Consider the following 23,902-nt stretch of genomic DNA (forward strand, 5'->3'; position numbering starts at 1 on the left):
AGACCGATCAGGCGAAGCGCGTGGCCGCCAACGATGCCGCCGCGTCGGCCGCGCACGCGTCGCAGTAACCGAACATGGACGCGAGGCGATCGAGGACACCCCGCACCTCGGCGCGCCGCGCGTCGTCGAGGCCGCTCCCACCGTCGCGGACGAACGTCGTGATGTCGCGGACGAGCTTCACGATGACCCCGCGCTTGCCGGCGAAGACCGCGTCGCGCATGCGCGCGATGCTGCCCGGGAAGACCACCTTGGGATCGATCTTCTCTCCGGGGTGATCGATGGCCCAGGCCGCGATCGCCCCGATGACGCCGCGCCGAGCCTCGGCCGCGTCCCCCTTGAGATCGAGCAGCTTCTCGACCTCGCGCATCATGTTCTCGTCGGGCTCCTCGAGCTCACCGGTCACCTTGTTCCGGATGCGCTCGCGCTTCACCCACACGCTCACGTGCTGCACGTACCGCTCGAAGAGCTCCTCGTAACGGCCCTCCTCGACGACGCCGCTCGCCGCGTACATCTCGTGCTCCCACGCCGACGAGAGGCGCTCACGGAGCTCGGCCAAGAAGAGCTTCACGTCGTGGTAGCCCCCCTCCTTCGCGTCGAGCGCGAGCCACTCGAACTCTTCCTTGCGGGCGCACAAGGCCTCGAGCTCCTTCAGAACGGCCAAAGGGGAGAGGCACGCGTGCGCCTGCGACTGCGCGGCGTCGAGCAAGAGCACACGCATCTCGCGCGGGCTCGCCCCGACCCGCCCCTCGTACGCGACCGAATCGGCGCTCTCGTCGAAGAGGGCGCGCACGCCCTGACGGAGCACCTTGGCGGTGTCGTCGTCGAGGCGCTGCGGGACCTTCCCGGTCGCGTAGAGGTCCATCTTCTCGACCGCCGAGAGGCCGAGCGCCGCGGCTCCGAGCGCCTTCGGGAGGTTCTCGGGATCGGCCTTCTTCATGCGGGTGAGCACGGCGAACTCGGCGGCCATGGCCGTCGCGTGGGGCGCGACGTGTTTTTGCACTTGGGGAGCGACGTGCGTGTCGTAGATGGCCTTCTCGTGGACGTGGCTCCGCAGGTAAGGCGTGCGCACGAGCTCGAGCCGACCGCGGAAGCTCGGGAACTCCGGGTGCTCGCGGAAGGCGTCGAGGTGGAGCTCGTTCGCGCTCCCGAGCATGACGCAGTTGAGCTGGACGTTCTGCTGCGTGAGGCTAACTTCCTGAGTCTCTACGCTGAGTTGCAGGTACTTGAAGGTGTCCAGCGGGCGCTTCAGCAGGTCCGAGAACTCGAGCACGCCGCCCGCCGCTTCGACGAGCTCGCCCTTCGCTTCGTAGAGCGACAGCGCCTGGAGCGACGCCGGCAGCGCCGAGAGCGACCGGTCCGCGGTGACCTGGCGCTCGGCCGCGTCGACGCTCATCTGAGGGCCGATCGTCACGGCGCCCGTGCGGTACCTGTGCGAGATGAAGTAGCGCTCGACGCGGACGTGCTTCAGCACGTCGCGGTAGGAGCCCTTGTAGCTCGCGAGCAGCGCGTCGAAGATCTGCTGGCTCTTGTGGCAGAGCCGACCGCGCGAGAACCAGTCGGCGAAGGGCTCCGGAATGCCACTCGGGTAGGCCTTCTCGGTGAGCCTCGTCACGAGCGCGCGCCGCTCCTCGATCGGCACGAGGAAGAGCGGATGATCCCGCACCTCGACGAGCAACTTGGCGTCGAGCTCGTCGTCGGCGAGGTGGGCGTAGCTCTTCACCTGCGGCCGCGGGCCGTCGTCTCGGCCTCCGCCGAACCCGAGGGTCTGGCGGGTGGTCTTCGACGAGGGGAACACCCAGCTGTACGTGTAGAGCGCCCCTTCGGGGAGGGTCGAGTAGTGCTCGAGCGCACGCAAGATGCACCCCGTGAGGGTGCTCTTCGCCGAGCCGTTCGGCCCGTGGAGAAGCACGAGCCGATTCGGCCGGCCCTCCCGCGCGAAATTCGAGAGCGCGCGGTACATCTCTTCTTGAACGGGCTCCTGCCCTACGAGCCCCGCGCGGCGAGCCGCGATCGAGTCGGCGTGCCCTGCGCCGCCGGCGTCCTCGAACGGCAGGTCGAACAAGTTGTACCGGGTGTGCTCCCCCCACGGGTGGCGCACGGTCGTCGTCCCGTAGTGGTCGAAGACGTCGCGCACGTACCGGCTCGCGTCGCGCGCGTGGCGCACCGGGTCCTCGGCGAAGAGCTCGAGGTACTCGTCGAACGAGAGCACCCAGCGGCCCTCGTCGTAGCGACGCTTGACACTCTCGGCAACCTTCGCGAGCTCGGCGGCGCCCGGCCCACGATCGTCGTTCGTCATGCGAGAAAGGTACGGTAGCGACCCGGGCTCACAAAGCACGAAAGCACCGCATGCCGAGCATGCGATGCCTTCGTGACGCCGAACGGCGCGGGACGATCAGAGGCTGACGTTCGCCGAGAACGGCTCGCACTTGTCGCCCGAGCAGAGGGCGCCCTTGAGCTCGCACGCGCCCGAGCCACCCGACACCGAGGCCGACGTCTCCGAGAGGGAGAACTTCGACTTGTCGAGCGTGGTGCCGCCGCACTTGAGCTTCCAGGGGAAGTCCTTGTTGATGTGCCACGCGCCCTTGGGGGTCACCGTGACTTTGCCGCCGCCGGCCGCGACCGAGTAGTTCTCTCCGCCCGCGCTCGCGCCGAACGCGACGAGGAGACCGGAAATCGCACACGCCGCGCCAAGGATCTTCGGAAGTCGCATCGTTCTCTCTCCTTCGCCTCTCAGAGGAAGCTTTGTCGTTCGATTAGCGTCCCCTCGAAGGGGGAGCGGGGTCAAGGGCCAAGCTCGTCGGTGACGAGCTCGAAAGGTGCGGACGGAGCCGCGTGGGATACCGGCCAGCAGCTCCGGCAAGCTTTGCACCTAAGGCGCGCCACTCGGACGCATGGGGTCAGACGGAGGCTTCCGAGGGCTATTCAGGGTCAGGACGATTCGATCGCGTTTTGGTAGGAGAGACAACTACACACGGAACTTTGCGGAATCGTAGGGGAATTTGTGGATCCTTCGTTCCCCGGGGTGGGAAGTTTTCCCCCCACCCCCTTGACGGCGCGCGGCCCTGTATCGCGTGTCAGCGCGCGTAGATCTCGAGCTCGGGGCCCTTCTGCGCCCCTCGCGCGGGCACGAGGGCGACGTAGAGCGGAGTGCCATCGCGGACCTCCGCGACGATGCCGATGCCATGGTCGTTGACGCGCTTCTTTCCGAGCGCGGCCACGATCTCGCGCACGTCGATCCGCACCACGTCGCCCGAGACGGGGAGCGCGCGGGTCGTCGGCGTGAGCACGTCTCCGAGCCGAGGCGCACGCGACGCGACGAGCGTGCGTGAGTCCCATGGCTCCTCGATCCGCCTCGCCTCGAGGAGGACCGGGGCTGCCGGTGCGTCCGTGCCTTGGGCGCGCCGGAGCACAACGTAGGCCTCGACGAGATCCGACGGAGGCACCACACCTTCGAAGCGGAGGAGGAGCGTCCCGCCACCCCTCGCGCCGAACCCGACCGTCTCGGGGAGGGCCCCTGGAGGGAGGTCGGCCGAAGCTCCCCCGACCCACGCGACGTCGCTCGCGGCGTAGACCCTACGCTTCACGACGGGCGCGCCGGCGTCGTCGACCTCGAAGAGCCGCACGGCCCCTTTGGGAGGGACGCAGCGCCCCGTCACACAGGCGAGGCCCGGTGAGCACGGGTCGTCGACGGCGCACATGCGCTCGCGGGGCGCGCACGACGACGTGAGCGCCGCGATGGCGACGAGCGCCGCGCCGAACGAGATCGAGATGGGGGCCGGCTTCTCGGAGAGAGGGAGCGAGGCATGGGCGTGCAGGGACACGCCCCGATCATACGCCCGAAGGCCGGAGCGCTCCGAAAAAAGCCGCGGAAGCGTTCCCCGGACGACGGCGAGTCGGCCTATGATGGCGCCGTTCATGCTCGACGTCCGCGGCCTCACCACCACCTTCGAAACGGACGAGGGCACCCTCCGCGCCATCGACGACGTCTCCTTTCACGTCCCGAAGGGCAAGACCCTCGGCATCGTGGGCGAGAGCGGCTGCGGCAAGAGCGTCACCGCCCTCTCGATCCTCCGCCTCCTCCCGGAGGGCATCGGGAAGATCGCGCGGGGCTCCGTGGAGCTCTTCGGGAAGGATCTCACGACCCTCGACGAGCGCGCTATGCGCGAGGTGCGCGGGAACGACATTTCGATGATCTTCCAGGAGCCCATGACGAGCCTGAACCCCGTCTACACGGTCGGGGATCAGATCGTCGAGGCGATCGTGCTCCACCAAGACGTGCCGAAGCGAAAGGCCCGGGAGCGCGCGATCGACATGCTCCGCCTCGTCGGGATCCACTCGCCCGAAGAGAACGTCGACGCGTACCCACACCAGCTCTCCGGCGGCATGCGCCAGCGCGTCATGATCGCGATGGCGCTCGCGTGCGAGCCGAAGCTCCTCCTGGCCGACGAGCCGACCACGGCCCTCGACGTCACGATCCAGGCGCAGATCCTCGAGCTCTTGAAGGACCTCCAAGGGAAGCTCGGCATGAGCATCGTGCTCATCACGCACGACCTCGGTGTAGTTGCAGAGTACACTCACCACGTCGTCGTCATGTACGGCGGGCGGGTCGTCGAGAGCGCCCCGGTCCGCGACCTCTTTCGCTCGCCGAAGCACCCGTACACGCTCGGGCTGCTCGAGTCGTTGCCGACGCACGTCGACGGCCCGCGGCCCGCTCGGCGCGCCCGCCTGCGAACGATCGAGGGCCTCGTCCCCGATCTCTCCAAGCTGCCCTCCGGGTGCCGCTTCGCCGATCGCTGTCCGCTCGTCGTCGACGCGTGCCGAAAAGAGGAGCCCGAGCTCCGCGCGCTCGAGGGCTCCCCCGAGGAGGGCGCGTTCCCCGGGCGCGCGGGGCGATTTTCGCGCTGTTTTCGAGCGTCCGAGCTCCCCGTGCCCTCTCGCTTCGCGACCGACGCCACGCCATGAGCCAACCTTCAACCCACCAAACCGCCGACAAGGCCGACGAGAAGCGCCGCACGCTCGTGGCGACCGAGCACCTGTCGAAGTACTACCCCGTGGGTGGAGGGCTCTTCTCGCGCGGCGAGCGAGTGCTCCGCGCCGTCGACGACGTGAGCATCCGCGTCCGCCGAGGCGAGACCTTGGGGCTCGTGGGCGAGAGCGGGTGCGGAAAGAGCACGCTCGGGCGCCTCCTGCTTCGCCTCGTCGACCCGTCGTACGGCCGCATCATCTACGACGGCCGCGACATCGCGACCCTCTCGCAGTCCGCGCTCCGGCCGCTCCGGCGAAAGATGCAAATCATCTTTCAAGACCCATACTCCAGCCTGAACCCGCGCATGACCGTCCGCGAGATCGTGGCGGAGGCCATACGGATCCACGGCCTCGCGGCGACCCGAAGCGACGAAGAGACGATGGTGGCCGACCTCCTGAAGAAGGTCGGATTGCGGCCCGAGCACATGGGGCGCTACCCGCACGAGTTCTCGGGAGGGCAACGCCAGCGGGTCGGCATCGCGCGCGCGCTCGCCGTGCAGCCCGAGTTCATCGTGTGCGACGAGCCCATCAGCGCGCTCGACGTGTCCATCCAGGCGCAAATCGTCAATCTTCTCTTGGACTTGCAAGACGAGCTCGGCGTCGCCTTCTTGTTCATCTCTCACGACCTCAAGGTCGTCGAGCACATCAGCCATCGGGTGTGCGTGATGTACCTCGGGCACATCGTGGAGCAGGCGCCGGTCGAGAAGCTCTACGGCGGTCCGCTGCACCCGTACACGCGCGCGCTGCTCGGCTCGTCCCCCGTGCCCGACCCGGACCGCAAGCGGCTCCGCGTGTTGCTCGAGGGAGACGTGCCGTCCCCCATCGATCCTCCCGACGGGTGCGCGTTCCATCCGCGGTGCCCTCGCGCGGTCTCGGCCTGCAAAAAAGAGGCGCCGCCGTTCGCCGAGGCCGTGCTCGGCTCGGGCCACCGGGTCGCCTGCTGGAACCCCCACACGGACGGCTGAGCGCGTGAGCCTCGAGGGTCGCTCGCTCGGGCGCTATTCGGACCTGCGGATCCTCGGCGAGGGAGGCATGGGGCGGGTGTTCCTGGCCACCGACGGCGTGCTCGGGCGTAAGGTGGCCATCAAGGTGCTCCGCGACGACCTCGGGCTCGGCGCCGAGGCGCGCGCCCACCTCGACGCGCGGCTCCGCATCGAAGCGCGCGCGGCGGCCCTCGTCACGCACCCGAACGTCGTCGTGCTGCACGACATGGGCGACGACCCCGAGGTCGGCCTCTACCTCGTCTTCGAGCACGTCGACGGGCCGTCCCTGCGCGCGCGCCTCGAGAAGGGTCCGCTCACGTTGCCCGACGTCGTGCGGCTCGCGAAGGAGCTCGGCAGCGCGCTCGACGCGGCCCACGACGCGGGCGTCCTGCATCGCGACGTCAAACCCGAGAACGTCTTCCTCGCTCCTTTCGGCGCGAAGATCGGCGACTTCGGCATCGCCCGTGTGCCCGACGCGAGCGTCACACGGACGGGCATGGGCGTCGTCGGCACGCCGGCGTACGCCGCCCCCGAGGTGCTCCGAGGGAAGGACCCGAGCCCGTCGCCGAAGGCCGATCAGTTCTCGCTCGCCGCGACCGTGTACGAGGCCCTCACCGGCGAGCGCGCGTTCCCGGGCGACGATCTCATCAGCGTGGCCGCGCAGATCGGCCAGAGCACCCCCGCCGAGGTCACCCGACATGATCTCCCACGCGAAGCCGCCAACCAGGCGACGGCCGTGCTCCGGCGAGGCATGGCGAAGGATCCGGCGGCGCGTTTCGGCTCGTGCACGGAGCTCGCCGACGCGCTCGAGGCGGCCCTCGGGTCGAGCGCGATCGCACCCACGGTCCCGTCCGCGAGGCGCGAGGCGCGGCCCGGGCGCTCTCTCTCCGTCCTCCTCGGGCTCGTGATCGTGATGGGCCTCGCCGCCATCGTGCTCACGCGCGCGACGGGCCAAAAAACCCCCGGTCCGCCCGCTTCCGACGAGCCCCCGACCAAGCCATTGCCCAAGCCGAAGCCTCACGCGGTCAAACCCCCACCGAAGCCCCAAGAGCCCAAGGGCGCCGACGCCACGCCCCCTCCCCAGGCGCCCGCGTCCGAGCCCGACGGCGGCCCCGAATCTCCCTGACGCGCACGCGACCTCAGCCTTCGTTACGACGCACCGTGGCGGTGTTTTTCGTGACATTTTGCTAGCGAAGGGCCCATGGGGGCCTGCTAGGAACGAGGCTCTCGTCCCGATGCCGTCCGCGTTGCCGGCCTCGCGATCGCCGCCACGCCGCACCGACGGCGGGTGGACCCGTGTCGCGAAGCGTCATCGGTACACGTTTGAATCTTCCATGGGAATTGAGCTATGGGAACGCGCGTACCTCTGAAATGAGTTACGCCCTTCAAGGAGCCCCGCCGACATGAGCGAATCGCCCTCCATCCCGCCCCCGAACACGGTGGTCCCGCCTCCTTCGCCGGAGCACCTCGCCGAGCTCTATCGGCAAATGTTCCTCATTCGCCGGCTCGAAGAAGAGGCCGCGCGCGCGTACGCGCAGGGGAAGATCGGCGGATTTTTGCACCTCTATATCGGGCAAGAGGCCGTCGCGGTCGGCGCGTGCGCGGCCCTCCGCCCGGAGGACTACGTCGTCACGACCTACCGCGATCACGGCATGGCGATCGCGAAGGGCATGAGCGCGAAGGCCATGATGGCCGAGCTCTACGGCAAAAAGACCGGATGCTCGAAGGGCCTCGGCGGCTCGATGCACATGTTCGACGCGGCCAACAACATGCTCGGCGGCTACGGCATCGTCGGGGCGCACATCCCGCTCGCGGCCGGCGCGGCGTTCGCGTCGAAGTACCGCGGCGACGGGCGCGTGACCCTCTGCTTCTACGGCGAGGGTGCGGTCTCCATCGGCGGCTTCCACGAGGGCGTCTCGCTCGCGGCGCTGTGGAAGCTCCCGATCGTGTTCATCTGCGAGAACAACGAGTACTCGATGGGCACGCCGCTCTCGCGCAGCATGTCGGTCGAGGACACGTCGCTGAAGGCGCTCGGCTACGGCGTCGAGCGGGACCGCTTCTTCGCCGACGACGTGAGCCTCGTCGAGCACCGCATCGCCGCGGCGGTGAAGCGCGCGCGCGAAGAGTCGCAGCCCACCGTGATCGAGGTGCGCACCTACAGGTTCCGCGGGCACAGCATGAGCGACCCCGCGAAGTACCGCACGTCGAGCGAGGTCGAGGAGCACAAGCGCCGCGATCCCATCCTGCTCGCTCGCCGCGACCTCCTCACCATGATCGGCGAGGAGCGCGTCTCCGCGATCGACGCCGAGGTCGAGACCGAGGTGAAGGACGCGGTGAAGTTCGCCGAAGAGAGCCCCGAGCCCGACGCTAGCGTGCTCGAGCCCACCACCTACGACGGCCCGTTCGCCGCCTGAGAGGACCTGACCTATGCGAAGCTTGAGGTACCGCGAGGCCCTACGCGAAGCGATGATCGAGGAGATGGAGCGCGACGACCGCGTCTTTCTCATGGGCGAAGAGGTCGGCCACTACCAGGGCGCCTACAAAGTGTCGGAGGGGATGCTCGAGAAGTTCGGAGAGAGGCGCGTCATCGACACGCCCATCGCCGAGGCAGGGTTCGCCGGCATCGGCGTCGGCGCCGCGATGGTCGGGCTCCGTCCGATCATCGAGTTCATGACGTGGAATTTCTCGGCCGTCGCGTTCGATCAGATCCTGAACAGCGCGGCCAAGGTCCGCCAGATGTCGGGTGGCCAGTTCAACTGCCCGATCGTGTTCCGCGGGCCGAACGCGAGCGCGAAGCAGGTCGGGAGCCAGCACTCGCACGCGATGGAGCACTTCTACGCGCACGTCCCCGGATTGAAGGTCGTGGCGCCCGCGTTCCCCGCCGACGCGAAGGGCCTCATGAAGGCCGCCATCCGTGACGACAACCCCGTGCTCTTCATGGAATCCGAGACGCTCTACTCCGTGAAGGGAGACGTCCCGGACGGCCTCGACGCCATGGAGATCGGCAAGGCGAACGTGGTGCGCGAGGGCAAAGACTGCACGATCGTGACCTACTCGCGCATGACCCACGTGTCGCTCGAGGCCGCCGAGCTGCTCGAAAAAGAGGGCATCTCGTGCGAGGTCGTCGACCTTCGCTCGCTGCGCCCGCTCGACGAGGCCACGGTGGTGCGCTCGGTCCGCAAGACGCACCGCTGCGTGGTCGTGCACGAGGGCTGGCCCTACGGTGGCGTCGGCGCGGAGGTCTCCGATCGTGTGCAGCGCCTCGCGTTCGACTGGCTCGACGCCCCCATCCTACGTGTAACCACACTCGACGTGCCCATGCCGTACAACGCGAAGCTCGAGCAAGAGGTGATGCCGCAGAAAGAGCGCATCGTCTCCACCGTGAAGCGCGCCGTCACGCGCGGGAGAGGCTGAAATCATGGCGAAGATCCTCGATATGCCCAAGCTCTCCCCCACGATGGAGGAGGGTGTCCTGTCGGCCTGGCACAAGAAGGCCGGCGACTCCATCGAGGTCGACGACCTCCTCGCCGAGGTCGAGACCGACAAGGCGACCATGGAGTTTCGTGCGTTCGACCGCGGCACGTTGCTCGAGATCCTGGTTCCCGCCGGGACGCAGGTGAAGCTCGGCCAAGCCGTGGCGATCGTCGGGAACGCCGGCGAGGACGTGTCGGCGCTCAAGGCGAGCGTGGGGAGCGCCCAGGCGCCCGCCCCTGCACCTGCCACGGCGCCCGCCCCTGCACCTGCCACGGCGCCCGCGGCGGTGGGGCCCGAGAAGACTGCCCCGAAGGCCGTCGAAGCATCCCCCGAGGTGCCGTTCGTTCGAAAGGGCTCGCTCCTCGATCGCACCGAGTACGACGCCGACGACGAGCCTGCCCAGGCCGGCGATCCCCTCGCCTCGCCCTACGTGAGGAAGCTCGCGCGGGATCGCGGCATCGACCTCGAGAAGACCCGCGGGACCGGAAAAAACGGGCGTGTCCTCCCGGAGGACCTCGACGCCGCCCCGAAGACGGCCGCGTTGGCCCCGGCCCCCGTCGCGGTCGCCAAGGCCGACGCGCTCGTGGCCCCCGAGTCCAAGGCGCTCTCTCCGATGCGCAAGACGATCGCCCGGAGGCTCGTCGAGTCGAAGCGCAACGTCCCGCACTTCTACCTGACGATCGACGTCGACGCCGAGGCGCTCGTCACGCTCCGCGAAGAGGTGAACGCAAGGCTCGCGAAGAGCGCGCCCAAGGGCGCCGACGCGGAGGCTCCCGCGAAGGTGAGCGTCAACGACTTCATCGTGAAGGCCGTCGCGCTCGCCCTCGTGAAGGTGCCCGAGTGCAACGCCCAGTTCTCGGACGACGCGATCCTCCTCCATCAGCGCGTCGACGTATCCGTCGCGGTCGCCGTGCCCGACGGCCTCGTGACGCCGGTCGTGCGCAACGCCGATCGGCTGAGCGTGCTCGCCATTTCCCAAGAGATTCGAGAACTTGCACGCAAGGCACGGTCCAAGAAGCTGCGCCCGGAAGAAATGAGCGACGGGACGTTCTCGATCTCGAACCTCGGGATGTTCGGCATCGACACGTTCTCGGCGGTCATCAACCCGCCGGAGGGCGCGATCTTGGCGGTCGGCCGCGTTCGTGACGAGGCGGTCGTCAAGAACGGCGCGCTCGCGCCCGGCAAGCGCCTCGGCATGACGCTCTCGTGCGACCACCGCGTCATCGACGGAGCCGTCGGCGCGGCGTTCCTCGCGGAGCTTCGTCAGCTCCTCGAGAACCCGATGCTCGTGCTGGCCGGCTGAGGAGGCGCGGAGCGGGGCGCGTTCCTTCGGGGAGGCGCCTTTGCTACGCTCTTCGCATGCCGGTGCGTTCGCATCCGTGGGCGGTCGCCGCCTGCGCCCTCACGTTGGCGCTCTCGCCGGCGGCCCATGCCTCGCTCGTTTGGCCGAGGGACCTCCCCGAGGCCGGGCGAGGGTCCGCTCCCGCGCGCGACGTCGTGGTGCTCAACGTCCCCAAGAGCTCGCGCGTGCGCATCCCGGGCGGGGTGTTCAACATGGGCTCGACCCCGCTCGAGATGCAGCTCGCGAAGAACGCATGCGAGGCGGAGATGCTGCGCGACGAGTGCCCCGCGAGGGAGTTCATGCTCCGCTTCGAGGGGCACATCCACGAGGTGGAGCTCTCGCCGTACGACCTCGATCGCACGGAGGTCACCGTCGAGGCCTTCGACCGCTGCGTCGCCGCCGGGGTCTGTCCCGCGCCCACCTTCGCGCGCACCGACCTTCGTTTCGCGAGGCCTCGCCTCCCCGTCACCCACGTCACCTTCGAAGGGGCGCGCGCCTACTGCGCGTTCGTCGGCGGCAGGCTCCCGACCGAGGCCGAGCTCGAGCTCGCGGCGCGAGGCCCGGAAGGACGGCGGTATCCGTGGGGCCGAACGTGGAACCCGCACCTCGCCAACCACGGGGCGCTCGCCCCGGATCGCACGAGCGGGCGCGATGGCTTCGTGGGGCTCGCCGAGGTGGGGTCGTTCCCGGACGGCGCGACGCCTCAAGGGGTCCTCGATCTCGCCGGGAACGTGGCGGAGCTCGCGTCCGACTTCTTCGCGATCGACGGCGACGGCTTCGGCTACTCCGGAAAACGAGAGATCGATCCGAAGGGGCCCGCGACGGGGAGCTTCCACGTGGTGCGAGGCGGCTCGTACCGCGATCCTCCGCCCATGCTCCGGGGCGCCGCGAGGGAGCCCGCCATCGTGCTCCCGGCGCCCGACGTAGGCTTCCGTTGCGCCTACACGCCGGCGCGCTGAGGCGCGTTTCACGAGCCGCCACCCGGCGAAGTCGAGTATGGTCGGAGCCGTGAAGATCGCTCACGTTTCCGACCTCCACGTCCTCGACCTCGGAGGTGTGCCGAAGCTCGCGTACGCGAACAAGCGCCTCCTCGGATACGCGAACATTCGCTTCAAACGTAAGGCGATCCACAAGCCGGAGATCGCCGCCAAGGTCCTCCGCGCGATAAGCGATCTCCGCCCCGATCACGTCGTCGTCACGGGGGATCTCACGAACCTCGCGCTCGAGCCCGAGTTTCGCGCGTGCGCGAAGCTGCTCGCGTCCGAGCTGTCGCTCCCCGCCGACGCCGTCAGCATCGTCCCCGGAAACCACGACACCTACGTGCTCGAAGAGCGCCTGCGCCCGTTCCTGAACATTTTCGGGGCGCACACCTCGAGCGACCTCCCCGAGTTCGCGCTCCCCCTCGCCGGCGGCATGTTCCCCTTCGTGCGCCTAAGGGGGCCTCTCGCCATCATCGGCCTCTCGAGCGCGGTACCGCGCCCGCCGTTCGTCGCGGCCGGTGTCCTCGGAGATGCCCAACGGCGCGCCCTCCGCGCGATCTTGCTGCACCCCGAAGTGCGCACGCGAACCCCGGTGGTCCTCGTACATCACCCTACCTATCCCCCGAGCTCCCGGGTGAAGGCGCTCGTCGAGGGCCTCCACGACGGCGACGGGCTCGAGCGCGACCTCGCCGAGTCGCACCCTGCCGTCGTGCTCCACGGGCACCTCCACCGGCGCGTCGTGCGCAAGCGCAGGGGTCACGGCGGCCTCACGGTCATCGGAGCCACGAGCGCGTCGCTCCATCACCACGACATGGATCGGATGGCGGGCTACAACCTCTACACGTTCGACGACGCCGGGAAGCTCGTGACCACGACCGCCTTCGTCCTCGACGAGGCGACCTCGGGCTTCACCGAGCGGGCCGTCCCGGAGACCATCTGGTAAGGCGACATCGCCGCCCACAAAGGCGACGGGCTCCCGTCCGCATGGAGGGAGCCCGTGTCGTGAGCGACAGAACGTCTCAGGCGGTGGCCTGGGGCGCCTCGACCACGCCGTCTTGGCGCATCACGTTGACGGCCTGGAGGCCCTTCGGCCCCTCTTTGATCTCGAACTCGACGAGCTCGTCCTCGAAGAGGCGACGGCGGCCGTCACCGTGGATTTGTGAGTAGTGGACGAAGACGTCGGGACCTTCATCTTGTTTGATGAAGCCCCAGCCCTTCTCGTCGTTGAACCACTTCACGCGACCAACTGCCATCGAAAGCCTCCACAGCGCTGTACTTTGCACGCGCGGCGGAGAGTCGAACACTCTCCCCGCCGAAGCCGCACCGTAGGCGCCCATGGACACGCCGGTCAACCACGAACACCGTGTAGATTCCACGCAAGGCGCCGCCCGAAAACGCCGAATTTCGGCGCAAATCAGGGCATTTTTACGCCCTTCTCGAGCGCGTCGAGCTCCTCGAGGTTGGCGGTCACGCGAGGGTCTTGGGGATCGAGCGCGCGAGCCTTCTCGAGCGCGGAGCGCGCCTCCTTTCGCCGCTTCGGATCCTTCGCGAGCACGGTGGCGAGGTTTATCCACGCGCTCGCCAGCTTGTCGTCGAGCCGAATGGCTTCGCGGTAGCTCTTCTCCGCGTCAGCGAGCTTCCCCTCGAGCTGGAGCGCATACCCCAGATTCGAGCGGTAGGTCGCTCGCGTCGGATCGAGCGCGACAGCTTTCTCGAGCTCGCGCATCGCGCCCGGGAAGTCGTTCTTGGCGAGCAGCGCGGTCCCGAGATCCGAGCGCCCGTGGGCGTCGTTCGGCTCGATGGCGACGGCCGCCTGGTATTCCTTGACGGCGTCCTCGACCCGCCCTCGCATGAAGAGCACGGTGCCGAGGTTGCCCCTCCGCGGCGCGCTCCCCGGATCGAGCTCGACGGCGCGCCGGAGGGACGCGACGGCCTCTTCGCCCTTCCCCGACGCCAAGAGCGCGACGCCGAGCGCCGAGTGGACCTCGGGCTCCCCGGAGAGCGACTGCACGGCCCGCCGCAGCGGTTCGACGGCCTCCGGAGCGCTCCCGAGCAGGAGGAGCGTGCGCCCTACCTCGGCGGATGCGGGGGCGTAGTCGGGCTCGGCTTTGGCCATACGCTCGAGCGTCGCGAGCGCCTGACGTACCTTCGCGTTGCCCTTCGCCGCCGCGAAATCGAGGTTCGGCGTGAGCTTGGCTACGTCGCACCGCGCGAGCCCCACGAGAGGTGCGACACGGCGCGGAAACGCACGCGCCGCCTCGGAGTACCGCTGGGCGGCCGTCGCGTAGTCTTCCTTCGCGAACGCCACGTCGCCTTCGGCGAGCTTCGCGTCCAGCGCGGCGACCCCCGTGCGAGACAAGGGGATCGTCGTCGGCTTGGGCGCGGGGTAGACCTCGGCCTTCGGAGCCGGGACCGGAGCGGCGTCGGGACCGGCATCGGCCACGGGAGGGACCACGGGCGAGACGGGCGGCGCGACCGGCTCTGCGGTCGGAGGTGGCACGGGGGCCCTCGGAGGCGGCGTCTCGTCGCACGCCACGAGGGCCACGAGCACGGCACCGACGCCGAGAGCAGCGACGCGGCTCACGAGGCCTTCTCCGCGGCGGCCTTCTCACGCACCACACGCGCATACGCATGCGCGACGACGTCCTTTGCGGCCTCGACGAGGCGCTCGGGGGAGGCCTTCACGCGGAGGACGATGAGCGTTTGCCCGGGGGACGGAGCGTCGATCAACGCCGCCGCAGCGGCCCTCACGGCCTCGGGTGCGGCCCCGTCGGCTCGGAGTGCAGAAAGATGCTCCATGTAGGTGCGGCCGTACGCCGAGGCCTTTTCGGGCTCGAGGATCACGAGGGCATTGAGGGCCATCCCCGCCCCACGCCGCGCTTGCGCGAGCCCTCCGCGGCCATCCCCTCGGGCGTACGCCTCCGCGGCCCGCTCGGCCTCGCCCAGCCCTGCGAACACCCACTCCTCCGGCGAGAAGCGAAAGAGCCAGTGCGAGGGGTCCTTCACGAACGTGCTCATGACTTCGCGATCGCCTTCGACGAGTGCTCGCGCCCATCGAACCGAAGGTGGACGTCCTTCCCGTCGCCCAAGGTTTGGATGAGGACCGGGCGCTTCCAGACGCGGTGCAGGCTCTTCAACACTTCCTTCGCGTAGTCGGCGCGGAGCTCCATGCCCTGGTGGTCGTGGCGGAGCAAGAGCTCACCGCGGTTGTCGTGGTTCGCGTCCTCGACGTAGATGAACGGGTTGCCCGCATTCGTGAGCTGGAAGAGGAGCTTGTCCTTCACCGCACGGAACTCGCGCGACTCGATCTCGTAGCGGTCGTTCCGGTTCGACCAGCCGAACGAAAAGAGCTTCTGTTCCCGCACGAAGTCGGGCGTCAAGAACTCGTCGATGAAGGTCACGTCGCTGTAGAGCGCGCGCACCTCGAAGAGCTTCTTTTTGCCGAGGCCGAGCCGCATGTTCCAGTTCTTCTTCTCGGCGAGATCGTCGCACTCCTCCCACTCTTTGCCGAACTGGCCCTTGTCCCAGCGCTCCTCGATGTTCCGATAGAGCTCGACGCCGAGCTTGTACGGGTTGAGCCGCCCGCCGCTCGTCGCGAGCACGCCCGCCGCGTTGTCGGCGTAGTCGATGATCTCGGAGGCATCGAGGATCTTCTCGGTCATGAGCTTGGAGTGCCAGTACGTGGCCCAGCCCTCGTTCATGATCTTGGTCTGCATTTGAGGCACGAAGTAGAGCGCCTCTTCACGAATGACCTCGAGCACGTCGCGCTCCCAGCGCTCGAGCGGCGCGTGCTCGAGGAGGAAGCCGAGCACGTCGCGCTGGGGTTTCTCCGGCATGCGCTTCGCTCGCTCCTTGGCGGCAGCGCGCTTCTGCTTCTGCTCCTCGAGGTACTCGGTCGGGTTGATGAACGACTCCATGTAGTCCTTCGACTTGAGCCGCGGCACCTCCTCGGCGACGTCGTCGTCCTCGTCGTCCTTGGGGGGGGTGTCCCTACCGGAGAAGGCCGCGAACGGGTCGATGAGGTTCTCGAGCGAGAGGCACTGATCGATGAACTCTTCGACCTTGTTGATGCCGTGCCTCGCGACGTGCCGCCTCACGCGCGCCCCGTGGTTCGCCATCTTGTCGATCCAGCGCCGGTTCGGATCGTAGGTCTCGGGGCGCACCGCCGGGTTCGCCGTGCGACCACCGGTGTCGAGATCGGTCGAGCGGAAGCAGAAGTTGTTCTTGAAGAAGTCGACGTGGGCGTAGACGTGCGCCATGACGAGCTTCTGGTCGGTGAGCGAGTTACCCTCGAGCAGGTAGGCGTACGAGGGGTTGTTGTTGATGACCATCTCGTAGATCTTCGAGAGGCCGTACTCGTAGCTCTTCGCGAGCTGCTCGTAGTCCATGCCCCAGCGCCAGTGCGGGTAGCGGTTCGGGAAGCCCCCGTACGCCGCGATCTCGTTCATCTGGTCGTAGGTGAGGATCTCGAACACGGTCGGGAAGAAGTCGAGCCCCGCGGCCGACGCGATCTTCTCGATTCGCTCTTGTTCGCTGCGCAAATACTGGGGAAGCGCGGTCTTCAGCGCGAACTCGCTCATGCCCCGAGCGTACCCGTTTTTTTCGGCGATGTGCGCCGAAGCCGGTCACTTTCCCTTGCCGAGAAAGTCCTTGATGCTCTGCATGATCGCGTCACGATCCCGGATCTCGCTCGTGACCACGCGCTCGTCCTTGCCGAGGTGCTCTCGCAGGTCTTTCACGAACTGGCCCGAGCCGTAGGGGCTCTCGACCTGGCCGTACGCGAACATGTTCGCCCGAGGCAGGATCTTCTGCCGAAGGATGTCCATGCAGGAGAGCGTGTCGTCCATCGACCAGTTGTCGCCGTCCGAGAAATGGAACGGGTAGATGTTCCACTCCTCCGGCGGGTAGTGATCGTCGATGAGCTGCGCGCAGAGCTTGTACGCGCTCGAGATCATGGTGCCGCCGCTCTCCTTCGTGTGGAAGAACGTGTCGCGGTCGACCTCGCGCGCCGTGGCGTCGTGGATGATGAACCGGCTCTCGAGGCCTTTGTATTGCCGCTGGAGCCACGTATCGATCCAGAAGCTCTCGATGCGCACGATCTCCTTCTGCTCGTCGCCCATGCTGCCGGACACGTCCATCATGTAGATGATGACGGCGTTGGCGACGGGCTCCGCCTCGGTCTTCCAGCTCCGGTAACGTTTGTCGTCGGGGATGGGCACGACGAGCGGCCGCTCGGGCACGTAGCTGCCCATCGAGATCTGGCGCTTCAGGGCCTCGCGGTACGTGCGCCGAAAGTGCCGGAGGGACTCGGGACCTACACGTCGTACACCGGTGTACCGGTCCTTCGCGTCGATGATCTTCGACTTGCCCTTGTTCTGGATGTCCGGGAGCGCGAGCTCTTCGCCGAGGATCGTCGCGAGCTCCTCGAGCGACACGTCCACCTCGAGGCTGTGCTCCCCCGCGTCTTTTCCGGCCTTCTTGCCCTCTCCCGCCTGGTCGCCGTCGTCCCCGCCGCCCATCGGATCGCCAGGGTCCCCTTCGCCCTGGCCGGCGCCCCCCTGCTGTTTGTCGCCGTAGCGAAAGCGAGGGATGTCGATCTGCGGGATCGGGATCGAGACGAGGTCTTTGCCCTTCCGGCCGATGAGCTCGCCCTGCGAGATGTAGCGCTTCAGGTTGTCGCGGATCTTCCCGCGGACGATGTTGCGAAACCGGGAGTGATCCTGATCGATCTTGAGGGACATTCGCGACCTGGGGCTCGGGCGGCACACGCCACCCATGACGAAAGCGTACCGGACTTTTTCGCGCGCCGCTCTTTCTTGTGAAGCCGAGCGCTCGAAACGAAACGCGCCGCGGCACCCGAGGGTGCGCGGCGCGTCGAGGGAGGCAGGCCCCTGCGATCAGGCCTTTTCGTCGAGCGCGACGCGTGCGAGCCACACGCAGATCGCCGCGTTCGCGACGGCGAAGATGCGGAGCGGCACGTTGCCGAGGACGAAGAACTGGTCACCCGAGATGGCCACCTGGGTGAGGAACGCCGCCGTGCCGAGCGCGAAGCCACCGATCGTGGGGCGGAGCGTCTTCACGCCGAAGAAGAGGCCAAAGGCCGCGAGCACGGGGAGCGCGTTCGCGAGGGCCATGTACTTATGGAGCCCGACGTCGACCGCCATGTCCCACTCGCCGAGCGGGTGCGTGAGGAGCGCCTCGGCGACCGGGCGCATCGGCCCGAGCCTCGAGAGGAGGCCAAGGAGCCCCGCCACCGGGAAGAGGCCGAAGCCACCGACGAGGATGCCGAGCCACGCACCCGGGGACGTCACGAGGGCCCCGCCCGTCTTCTTGAGGCGGCGCGAGAGGAGCCCGAGCAGCACGGCCACCACCATGAGGCGCGGAAGGAGGTGTTGGAGGAAGGCCGCGCTCATCGTGGCCTTCGCCGCGTCGAGGATGCCCGCGCCGAAGAGCTTCGGGTCGTCCTTCGGGACGGCCGTTCGCTCGAGTGTCGATCGCACCGCGTCCGGGTCGGTGACGCCGGTCGCGACGACCATGGCCGCGGCCCCCGCGACGTGCGGCGAGGCCATGCTCGTGCCGTTGAAGACACCGAGCACCTCGCACTTGTCCTTGCCCTTGTTGCACACGGTCTGCTGCGTGACGGCGACCCCCGGAGCGCCGATGCCCACCTCGGACCCGCGCGACGAGAACCACGCGATCTTGTCGTTGCGGTCGGTGGCGCTCACCGCGAGCACGCCCGGGTACGCGGCCGGATAACCCACGGATTTGCCGGAGTTGCCCGCAGCGGCGACCACGAGCGCCCCCTTCGCGCGGGCGTGGTTCACCGCGTCCTCGAGGATCTTGCTCTTGATCGGACCGCCGAGCGACAGGTTCAGGACTTGAGCGCCGTGATCGGCGGCGAAGCGAATGCCCTCGGCCACGTCGGCCGTCGTCCCGAAGCCACCCGCGGAGAGCACCTTCACGGGCATGATGCGCGCGCAGTACGCGAGGCCAGCGACGCCGAGACCGTTGTTGGTGGTCTGGGCGATAGTGCCGGCCACGTGCGTGCCGTGGCCGTGGTCGTCGGCGGCGCGCTCGTTCTTCTCGACGTAGTTGTACCCGGGCACGCAGCGGGTGCCGGCGAGGTCGGTGCCCTTCGTGAAGCCAGCCTCGTCGTAGCAGGCGACGCCGGTGTCGATGACCGCGACCGTGACCCCGGAGCCGCAGGAGACCTCCCACGCGCGCTCGGCGCCGACCCTCGACATGTGCCACTGGTCGCCGAACTTCGGATCGTTGGGGGTGAACGTCGCCTGCATCTCGCCGAGCGGCTCGGCCACCTCGACGCGGGCGTCCTTCCGGAGACGGGCGAGGAGCTCGGCGGCGCGACCGTGGCCCACGTGCGCGACGGCGATGTTCGCGTCGTCCTTGATGGCGGGGCTGTTGTCGTGGAGGTCGATGCCGTACTCGCGCCCGAGCTCCGCGATGTCCGCGTCACCGAGGCCGTCTTTGACGTCGACCGCGATGGCGTCGGTGGAGAGGCCGTCGAGGTCGAGCGGCGTGAACGTGGGCGCCGGCTCGGCGTGGGCCGTGGAAACCGTCAACGCCGCGGACGCCAACAGGGCGACGGGCAAGATCCTCAGCTTGTGCATGGTGCTCCGTTTCTCTTCGACCGAGTACGTTCGACGCCCACGAATGATTTCCCATTCTGCGCACGAGTAAAGCCGTGTGCTACGCGCACATGCACCCACCTCTCCCGCGGGCGCGCGCGAATACCGGTCGAAGGTCAAAAAACCTCGGAAATCGGGCCGATTCTGGGCGCAGGGCCGTCAGCGTCGCACGAGCGACGACACCGGCAGCAAATCGGACGCGGTGCGCGCGGCGAGCTCGCTCACGGTGCGCGGTGCCCCCCCGGCGGCCTCGGCGGCGGACTGGGCCACCGCGAGGCGCTCTTTCAAGAGGGCCTCGGCGGCCTCGGGATCGTTCGGGCGAAGGATGCCTCGCACGAAGACCTCGGCGGCCTTGTAGCTGCTCCGCACGAGCGGCCCGCTCGCCGCGTACGTGAAGCCGAGCCTGCGCCCCTCGTCGGCGAAGCGCTCGAAGGTCTCGGGGGTGACGAAGCGGTCGACTCCGAGGTGTTTGGGCGTAGGGCGCAGGTACTGCCCGAGCGTGACGATGTCGACGCCCGCGGCGCGCAGGTCGGCCATGGTCTCGAGCACCTCGTCGTCGGTCTCGCCGATGCCGACCATGATGGAGCTCTTCGTGAGGATCTCGGGCTTGCGATCCTTCGCGCGCTTGAGGACGGCGAGCGATTTGTCGTACCCGCAGCGAACGTCGCGCACGGTGCGCTGGAGGCGGCGCACGACCTCGACGTTGTGGGCCCACACGTGCGGGTGGGCGTCCACGGTGACGTCGACGTAGTCCGTGTTGCCGCCGAAATCGCCGAGGAGCGTCTCGACGAGGAGGTCGGGGCGGAGCTCACGGAGCCGCGACACGGTGCGGCCGACGTGCGACGCGCCACCGTCGAGCAGGTCGTCGCGGTCGACCATCGTGAGCACCACGTATTGCAGCCCGAGCTTCGAGATGGCCCGCGCCACGTGCTCGGGCTCGCGGACGTCCACCGCGCCGCGCGGGTCTCCCGTCGTGACGGCGCAGAACCGGCAGCCGCGCGTGCACACGTCCCCGAGCAACATGACGGTCGCCGTGCCCTCGGACCAGCACTCGCCCACGTTCGGGCAGCGCGCCTCTTCGCAGACGGTGTGGAGGTCGAGCTCGCGGAAGGTCTGTTTGAGGTTCCCGTAGGTCTCGCCCCCGGGGGCACGAACCTTCAACCATGCGGGCTTGGGCGCGAAGCGCGGTGCGTTGCTCACGGAGGCGTCGTTAGCGTCAGGCTCCGCCCGATGCAAGCCCGGTCACTTGGGCGCGGCCACCGGCGCGCACGTGGACACGCCGGCGCCGACGACCTTCACCCCGATCTTCTCCTTGAGCTTCACGATCGAGCCGTCCTGAGGGCGGTAGCGGGTGATGTCGCTGCCACCTTCGGTACGCGGGATGGGGCCGCTTGCGTTGGTGAAGAGGAAAAAGTCCCCTCCCCAAAACGCGAAGGCCCACGCGTTCCCGGGGTAGACCCCGGTGAGCTCTTTCGCGTTCTGGATCTCCGCGGTTCCCTTGGAGATTTCGGCGATCTTGGCCGGGCTCGTGACGAAGAAGCCGTAGAGCTTGCCATCGCCGGTTCCGGTGAGCTCGCTCGTGGTGCCGCGAAGGTCGCCCGTGTACGGGCCCACGGGTTTGACGACGAGCGTGCGAGGATCGAGCGAGGCGAGGCCCTTTCCGAAGTGATCGCTCAAGAAGAGCGCCTCGGTCGAGCCGCCGTTGCTGTTCGTCGAGAAGCCCATGCCGAACTTCACGAAGTTCCCCTGCCCCGTGACGTAGTTGGTCGGCTTGCAGGAGGCGTCGTGGATGTCGACCTTCCACAAGGTCTCGTCGCTGTAGAGCACCCAGGCTGTGCCGGCGCGGTCGATCGCCATCGACGTCGGCATCGCGCCGCTCTTCTCGCAGGTGAGGAACCCGACGAGCTCGAGGGTCGCGGTGTCGGGTTTGAACCGGTAGAAGCCGCGCTCCTCGGTGACCACGTGCACGAGCCGCGTCGACTCGTCGCACCCGGTCGCGGGCGGAACGCCTCCGTCCCCCACGAGGCCACCTTCGCCGGGGAGGAGCCCGCCTTCGGAAGCGGCGCCCCCGTCGAGGTCTCCCGGATCGACCTGGGGTGTGGACGAACAAGCCCCTACGAGCACCGCAAGAAAAAGCAGGCGAACCTTCATGGGCCCTCCGATGGGGTCAGCATACCGCGTGTCCCCCCGGGCGGCTCCCCCATTCGCGCACGTCCTGCGCGGCTACCTCGCCATGAGGCGAACGACGCTCGCTTCGTCGACGGGCGAGACCACCCCCCGCTCGGTCACGAGCGCCGACACGTATGCCGCCGGCGTCACGTCGAACGAGGGGTTCAAGGCGGACACCCCATCGGGAGCGATCGCGACCGCCCCTCCGGGCAGGGAGAGCTCGAGGACCTCGCGCGGGTTGCGTTGCTCGATCGGAATGTGTGCACCTGTAGGTGTCGCCAGATCGACCGTGCTGGTCGGGGCGGCCACGATGAGCGGGACGCCGTGCATGTGGGCGAGGCACGCGAGGCCGTACGTGCCGATTTTGTTCGCGACGTCGCCGTTCCGGGCCACCCGATCGGCGCCCACGACGATCCGAGACACGTCGCCCCGAGCCAAGAGGTATCCGACCATGTTGTCGGTCACGAGCGAGACGTCGAAGCCGTCCCGATGGAGCTCCCAGGCGGTGAGGCGCGCGCCCTGGAGGAAGGGACGTGTCTCGGAGGCGAGCACCTTGAGCTTCTTTCCGTGCTCTCGTGCCGCGCGAAGGAGCCCGAGCGCGGTGCCGTACCCGCCGGTCGCGAGGGCCCCCGCGTTGCAATGCGTGAGGACCGTGCCCTCGTCGGGGAAGAGCGCGACGGCGGCCGCCCCCATGGCCTTGCACGCCGCGATGTCCTCCGAGTGGATCGCGCGGGCGCGCTCGAGGCACGACGAGGCTCTCCGCGAGGGCTCCTCGGAGGCGACGCGCTCGGCGTGACGGAGCATGACCTCCACGGCCCACGCGAGGTTCACCGCGGTCGGGCGCGTGCGGACGAGCCCCTCGCCGGCGAGGCGCATGGCCGAGAGGAAACCGTCGGCCGGGGCGGTCGAGGCGATGGCAGCGAGCACCATGCCGTAGGCCGCGGCGACGCCGATCGCGGGCGCCCCGCGCACCTTCATGGTGGCGATCGCGTCGGCCATCTCCTGCCACGAGCCAACGGTGACGTACGTCTCGGACCACGGCAATCGCAGCTGATCGAGCACCTTCGCGACGCGCCCGCCGGAGGGGAAAGAGACGGCCGCGTAGCTCGGCGAGTCCCAGGAGTCGAGATCGCTCACGAGGGCTTCTCCGTGCTCGCGCGGCGGTGGCGCGTCGTGATCTCTTCGGCGGCCGTCGCGAGGTCCTCGGCGGCCTCGGCCGAGCGACCCGAGACGTACGCGCGGAGCCCGTGCAGGGCGACGAGAGCGAGCGACACGTTGACGCCGCCCGAGGCCAGATCGCCCGCGACACCAGGGTTTTTCAGGGAACGCTCGACGTCGTCGAGGGCTGTGGCGAGGTCCGGAGGCAGCGAGGACATCGACGCGACGATATCAAATCGTCCTCCCACGTTCCCGCGTTCTCTCGCGCGGGTGCGTCTCACCGGCTCGCCTCGGACGAATCGAGCCACGCCCGCTGCTTCGCCAGGTTCGCAGGTTTGGCACCGAGCTTCTCGGCGCGGTCGAGCTCACGGCGCGCCTCGGCGGTGCGTCCGAGGCGTGCCAACGCATAGGCCCGCCCGAGCGAGGCGTCGGGGGACGTCGGACGAAGAGCGACCAACCGTTCGTACGCGACCAGGGCCGCCGCGTGGTCCTTTCTCACGAGCGCGACGGTGGCGAGCCCGAGCCAGGCGTCGGTCGCGTCGGGGTGGAGGCGCGTGGCCGTGCGGTAGGCGCTCTCCGCCTCGTCGAGCCGCCCGAGGTGCATGCGCGCGAGGCCGAGAGCGTGGAGCGTCTCGGCGTCGTTCGCGCCGCGTCGCACGGCCTCCTCGAGCCTAGGGACGGCCATTTCGGCCTCGCCCCAGCGCGCCGCCCTGAGCCCACCTATCCGCGGACCATCGGGCAAAGCGGGCGCCATGCGGGCCGCATCGTCGTACGAGGCGAGCGCGCGTTCGTAGTCGTGAGACAGCTCGTACGCGTGACCGAGCTCGATCGCGGGCCGTGGGCTCCCGGGCGGGAGGTAGCGCGCCAAGATCTCGCATTCGCGCCGCGCGAGATCGAGCCGCGACGAGAGCGCGAGGACCCTCACGAGGAGGGCCCGGGCGGGCACGTCCTCCGGATGTGTGTGAAGGTGGGTCTCGAGGAGCGCGGCGGCCTTCGGATAGTCGTCGCGGCGCACGGCGGCCTCGGCCTCGCCCAGGACCCCACGCGGGACGCACGCGAGCCCGGTGACCGCCATCGACACGACCAACACGAGGCTCGAGACCACCTTCGAGGACACCGCCCGGC

At 68.7% G+C, this 23,902-nt stretch carries 22 protein-coding genes; 8 read left to right on the forward strand and 14 right to left on the reverse strand.

The window, feature by feature from the left end:
* Positions 1-7: 7 nt before the first annotated feature.
* The 3 genes from IPK71_23960 to IPK71_23970 all read right to left on the reverse strand — a co-directional run bounded on the left by IPK71_23960 (position 8) and on the right by IPK71_23970 (position 3,821).
* Positions 8-2,296: a serine protein kinase PrkA gene (locus IPK71_23960; protein MBK8216792.1), complete on the reverse strand. Its 2,289-nt coding sequence runs from the start codon at positions 2,294-2,296 to the stop codon at positions 8-10.
* 96 nt (positions 2,297-2,392) lie between these two features.
* Positions 2,393-2,710, reverse strand: a complete 318-nt coding sequence (locus tag IPK71_23965) for a hypothetical protein (GenBank protein MBK8216793.1) — start codon at positions 2,708-2,710, stop codon at positions 2,393-2,395.
* Between the two features lie 364 nt (positions 2,711-3,074).
* On the reverse strand, positions 3,075-3,821 hold the full coding sequence (locus IPK71_23970) for a hypothetical protein (protein ID MBK8216794.1): 747 nt from the start codon (positions 3,819-3,821) through the stop codon (positions 3,075-3,077).
* An 82-nt stretch (positions 3,822-3,903) separates the two neighbouring features.
* Here IPK71_23970 and IPK71_23975 point away from each other — a divergent pair, with 82 nt between their 5' ends.
* The 8 genes from IPK71_23975 to IPK71_24010 all read left to right on the forward strand — a co-directional run bounded on the left by IPK71_23975 (position 3,904) and on the right by IPK71_24010 (position 12,747).
* Positions 3,904-4,962 (forward strand): ABC transporter ATP-binding protein, encoded by a 1,059-nt coding sequence (locus IPK71_23975; GenBank protein ID MBK8216795.1) that lies wholly within the window; start codon positions 3,904-3,906, stop codon positions 4,960-4,962.
* Positions 4,959-5,990, forward strand: a complete 1,032-nt coding sequence (locus IPK71_23980) for a dipeptide ABC transporter ATP-binding protein (protein ID MBK8216796.1) — start codon at positions 4,959-4,961, stop codon at positions 5,988-5,990. The genes IPK71_23975 and IPK71_23980 overlap by 4 nt, the downstream gene beginning before the upstream one ends.
* A 4-nt stretch (positions 5,991-5,994) precedes the next feature.
* A complete protein-coding gene (locus tag IPK71_23985; protein MBK8216797.1) occupies positions 5,995-7,134 on the forward strand; it encodes a serine/threonine protein kinase in 1,140 nt (379 codons plus the stop codon).
* A 277-nt stretch (positions 7,135-7,411) separates the two neighbouring features.
* Positions 7,412-8,422, forward strand: a complete 1,011-nt coding sequence (gene pdhA, locus IPK71_23990) for a pyruvate dehydrogenase (acetyl-transferring) E1 component subunit alpha (protein ID MBK8216798.1) — start codon at positions 7,412-7,414, stop codon at positions 8,420-8,422.
* 13 nt (positions 8,423-8,435) lie between these two features.
* Positions 8,436-9,422, forward strand: a complete 987-nt coding sequence (locus IPK71_23995; GenBank protein MBK8216799.1) for a pyruvate dehydrogenase complex E1 component subunit beta — start codon at positions 8,436-8,438, stop codon at positions 9,420-9,422.
* A gap of 4 nt (positions 9,423-9,426) precedes the next feature.
* Complete coding sequence (locus IPK71_24000) at positions 9,427-10,785, forward strand: 2-oxo acid dehydrogenase subunit E2 (protein MBK8216800.1); 1,359 nt, start codon at positions 9,427-9,429, stop codon at positions 10,783-10,785.
* A 56-nt stretch (positions 10,786-10,841) separates the two neighbouring features.
* Positions 10,842-11,783 carry an SUMF1/EgtB/PvdO family nonheme iron enzyme gene (locus IPK71_24005; protein ID MBK8216801.1) on the forward strand — a complete coding sequence of 314 codons (942 nt, stop codon included), beginning with the start codon at positions 10,842-10,844 and terminating at the stop codon, positions 11,781-11,783.
* A 49-nt stretch (positions 11,784-11,832) separates the two neighbouring features.
* On the forward strand, positions 11,833-12,747 hold the full coding sequence (locus IPK71_24010; GenBank protein MBK8216802.1) for a metallophosphoesterase: 915 nt from the start codon (positions 11,833-11,835) through the stop codon (positions 12,745-12,747).
* A 76-nt stretch (positions 12,748-12,823) separates the two neighbouring features.
* Here the strand turns inward: IPK71_24010 and IPK71_24015 are convergent, their stop codons facing one another.
* The 11 genes from IPK71_24015 to IPK71_24065 all read right to left on the reverse strand — a co-directional run bounded on the left by IPK71_24015 (position 12,824) and on the right by IPK71_24065 (position 23,894).
* Positions 12,824-13,057 carry a cold shock domain-containing protein gene (locus tag IPK71_24015; GenBank protein ID MBK8216803.1) on the reverse strand — a complete coding sequence of 78 codons (234 nt, stop codon included), beginning with the start codon at positions 13,055-13,057 and terminating at the stop codon, positions 12,824-12,826.
* A gap of 161 nt (positions 13,058-13,218) precedes the next feature.
* A complete protein-coding gene (locus IPK71_24020) occupies positions 13,219-14,388 on the reverse strand; it encodes a tetratricopeptide repeat protein (protein ID MBK8216804.1) in 1,170 nt (389 codons plus the stop codon).
* Positions 14,385-14,822 carry a hypothetical protein gene (locus tag IPK71_24025; protein MBK8216805.1) on the reverse strand — a complete coding sequence of 146 codons (438 nt, stop codon included), beginning with the start codon at positions 14,820-14,822 and terminating at the stop codon, positions 14,385-14,387. The genes IPK71_24020 and IPK71_24025 overlap by 4 nt, the downstream gene beginning before the upstream one ends.
* Positions 14,819-16,384 (reverse strand): SpoVR family protein, encoded by a 1,566-nt coding sequence (locus IPK71_24030; protein MBK8216806.1) that lies wholly within the window; start codon positions 16,382-16,384, stop codon positions 14,819-14,821. Before IPK71_24030 ends, IPK71_24025 begins: the two co-directional genes overlap by 4 nt.
* 45 nt (positions 16,385-16,429) lie before the next feature.
* Positions 16,430-17,545 carry a DUF444 family protein gene (locus IPK71_24035; protein MBK8216807.1) on the reverse strand — a complete coding sequence of 372 codons (1,116 nt, stop codon included), beginning with the start codon at positions 17,543-17,545 and terminating at the stop codon, positions 16,430-16,432.
* 156 nt (positions 17,546-17,701) lie between these two features.
* Positions 17,702-19,432, reverse strand: coding sequence for a peptidase S8 (locus IPK71_24040; protein ID MBK8216808.1), 1,731 nt, complete (start codon positions 19,430-19,432; stop codon positions 17,702-17,704).
* Between the two features lie 177 nt (positions 19,433-19,609).
* A complete protein-coding gene (lipA, locus tag IPK71_24045; GenBank protein ID MBK8216809.1) occupies positions 19,610-20,650 on the reverse strand; it encodes a lipoyl synthase in 1,041 nt (346 codons plus the stop codon).
* A gap of 42 nt (positions 20,651-20,692) precedes the next feature.
* Complete coding sequence (locus IPK71_24050; protein MBK8216810.1) at positions 20,693-21,601, reverse strand: hypothetical protein; 909 nt, start codon at positions 21,599-21,601, stop codon at positions 20,693-20,695.
* A 72-nt stretch (positions 21,602-21,673) separates the two neighbouring features.
* A complete protein-coding gene (gene mtnA, locus IPK71_24055) occupies positions 21,674-22,756 on the reverse strand; it encodes an S-methyl-5-thioribose-1-phosphate isomerase (protein MBK8216811.1) in 1,083 nt (360 codons plus the stop codon).
* Positions 22,753-22,995 (reverse strand): hypothetical protein, encoded by a 243-nt coding sequence (locus IPK71_24060; protein ID MBK8216812.1) that lies wholly within the window; start codon positions 22,993-22,995, stop codon positions 22,753-22,755. Before IPK71_24060 ends, mtnA begins: the two co-directional genes overlap by 4 nt.
* A gap of 59 nt (positions 22,996-23,054) precedes the next feature.
* Positions 23,055-23,894: a tetratricopeptide repeat protein gene (locus IPK71_24065; GenBank protein MBK8216813.1), complete on the reverse strand. Its 840-nt coding sequence runs from the start codon at positions 23,892-23,894 to the stop codon at positions 23,055-23,057.
* Positions 23,895-23,902 lie beyond the last annotated feature (8 nt).

It is taken from the genome of Myxococcales bacterium (genome assembly GCA_016712525.1).
GTDB lineage: Bacteria > Myxococcota_A > Polyangia > Polyangiales > Polyangiaceae > JAAFHV01.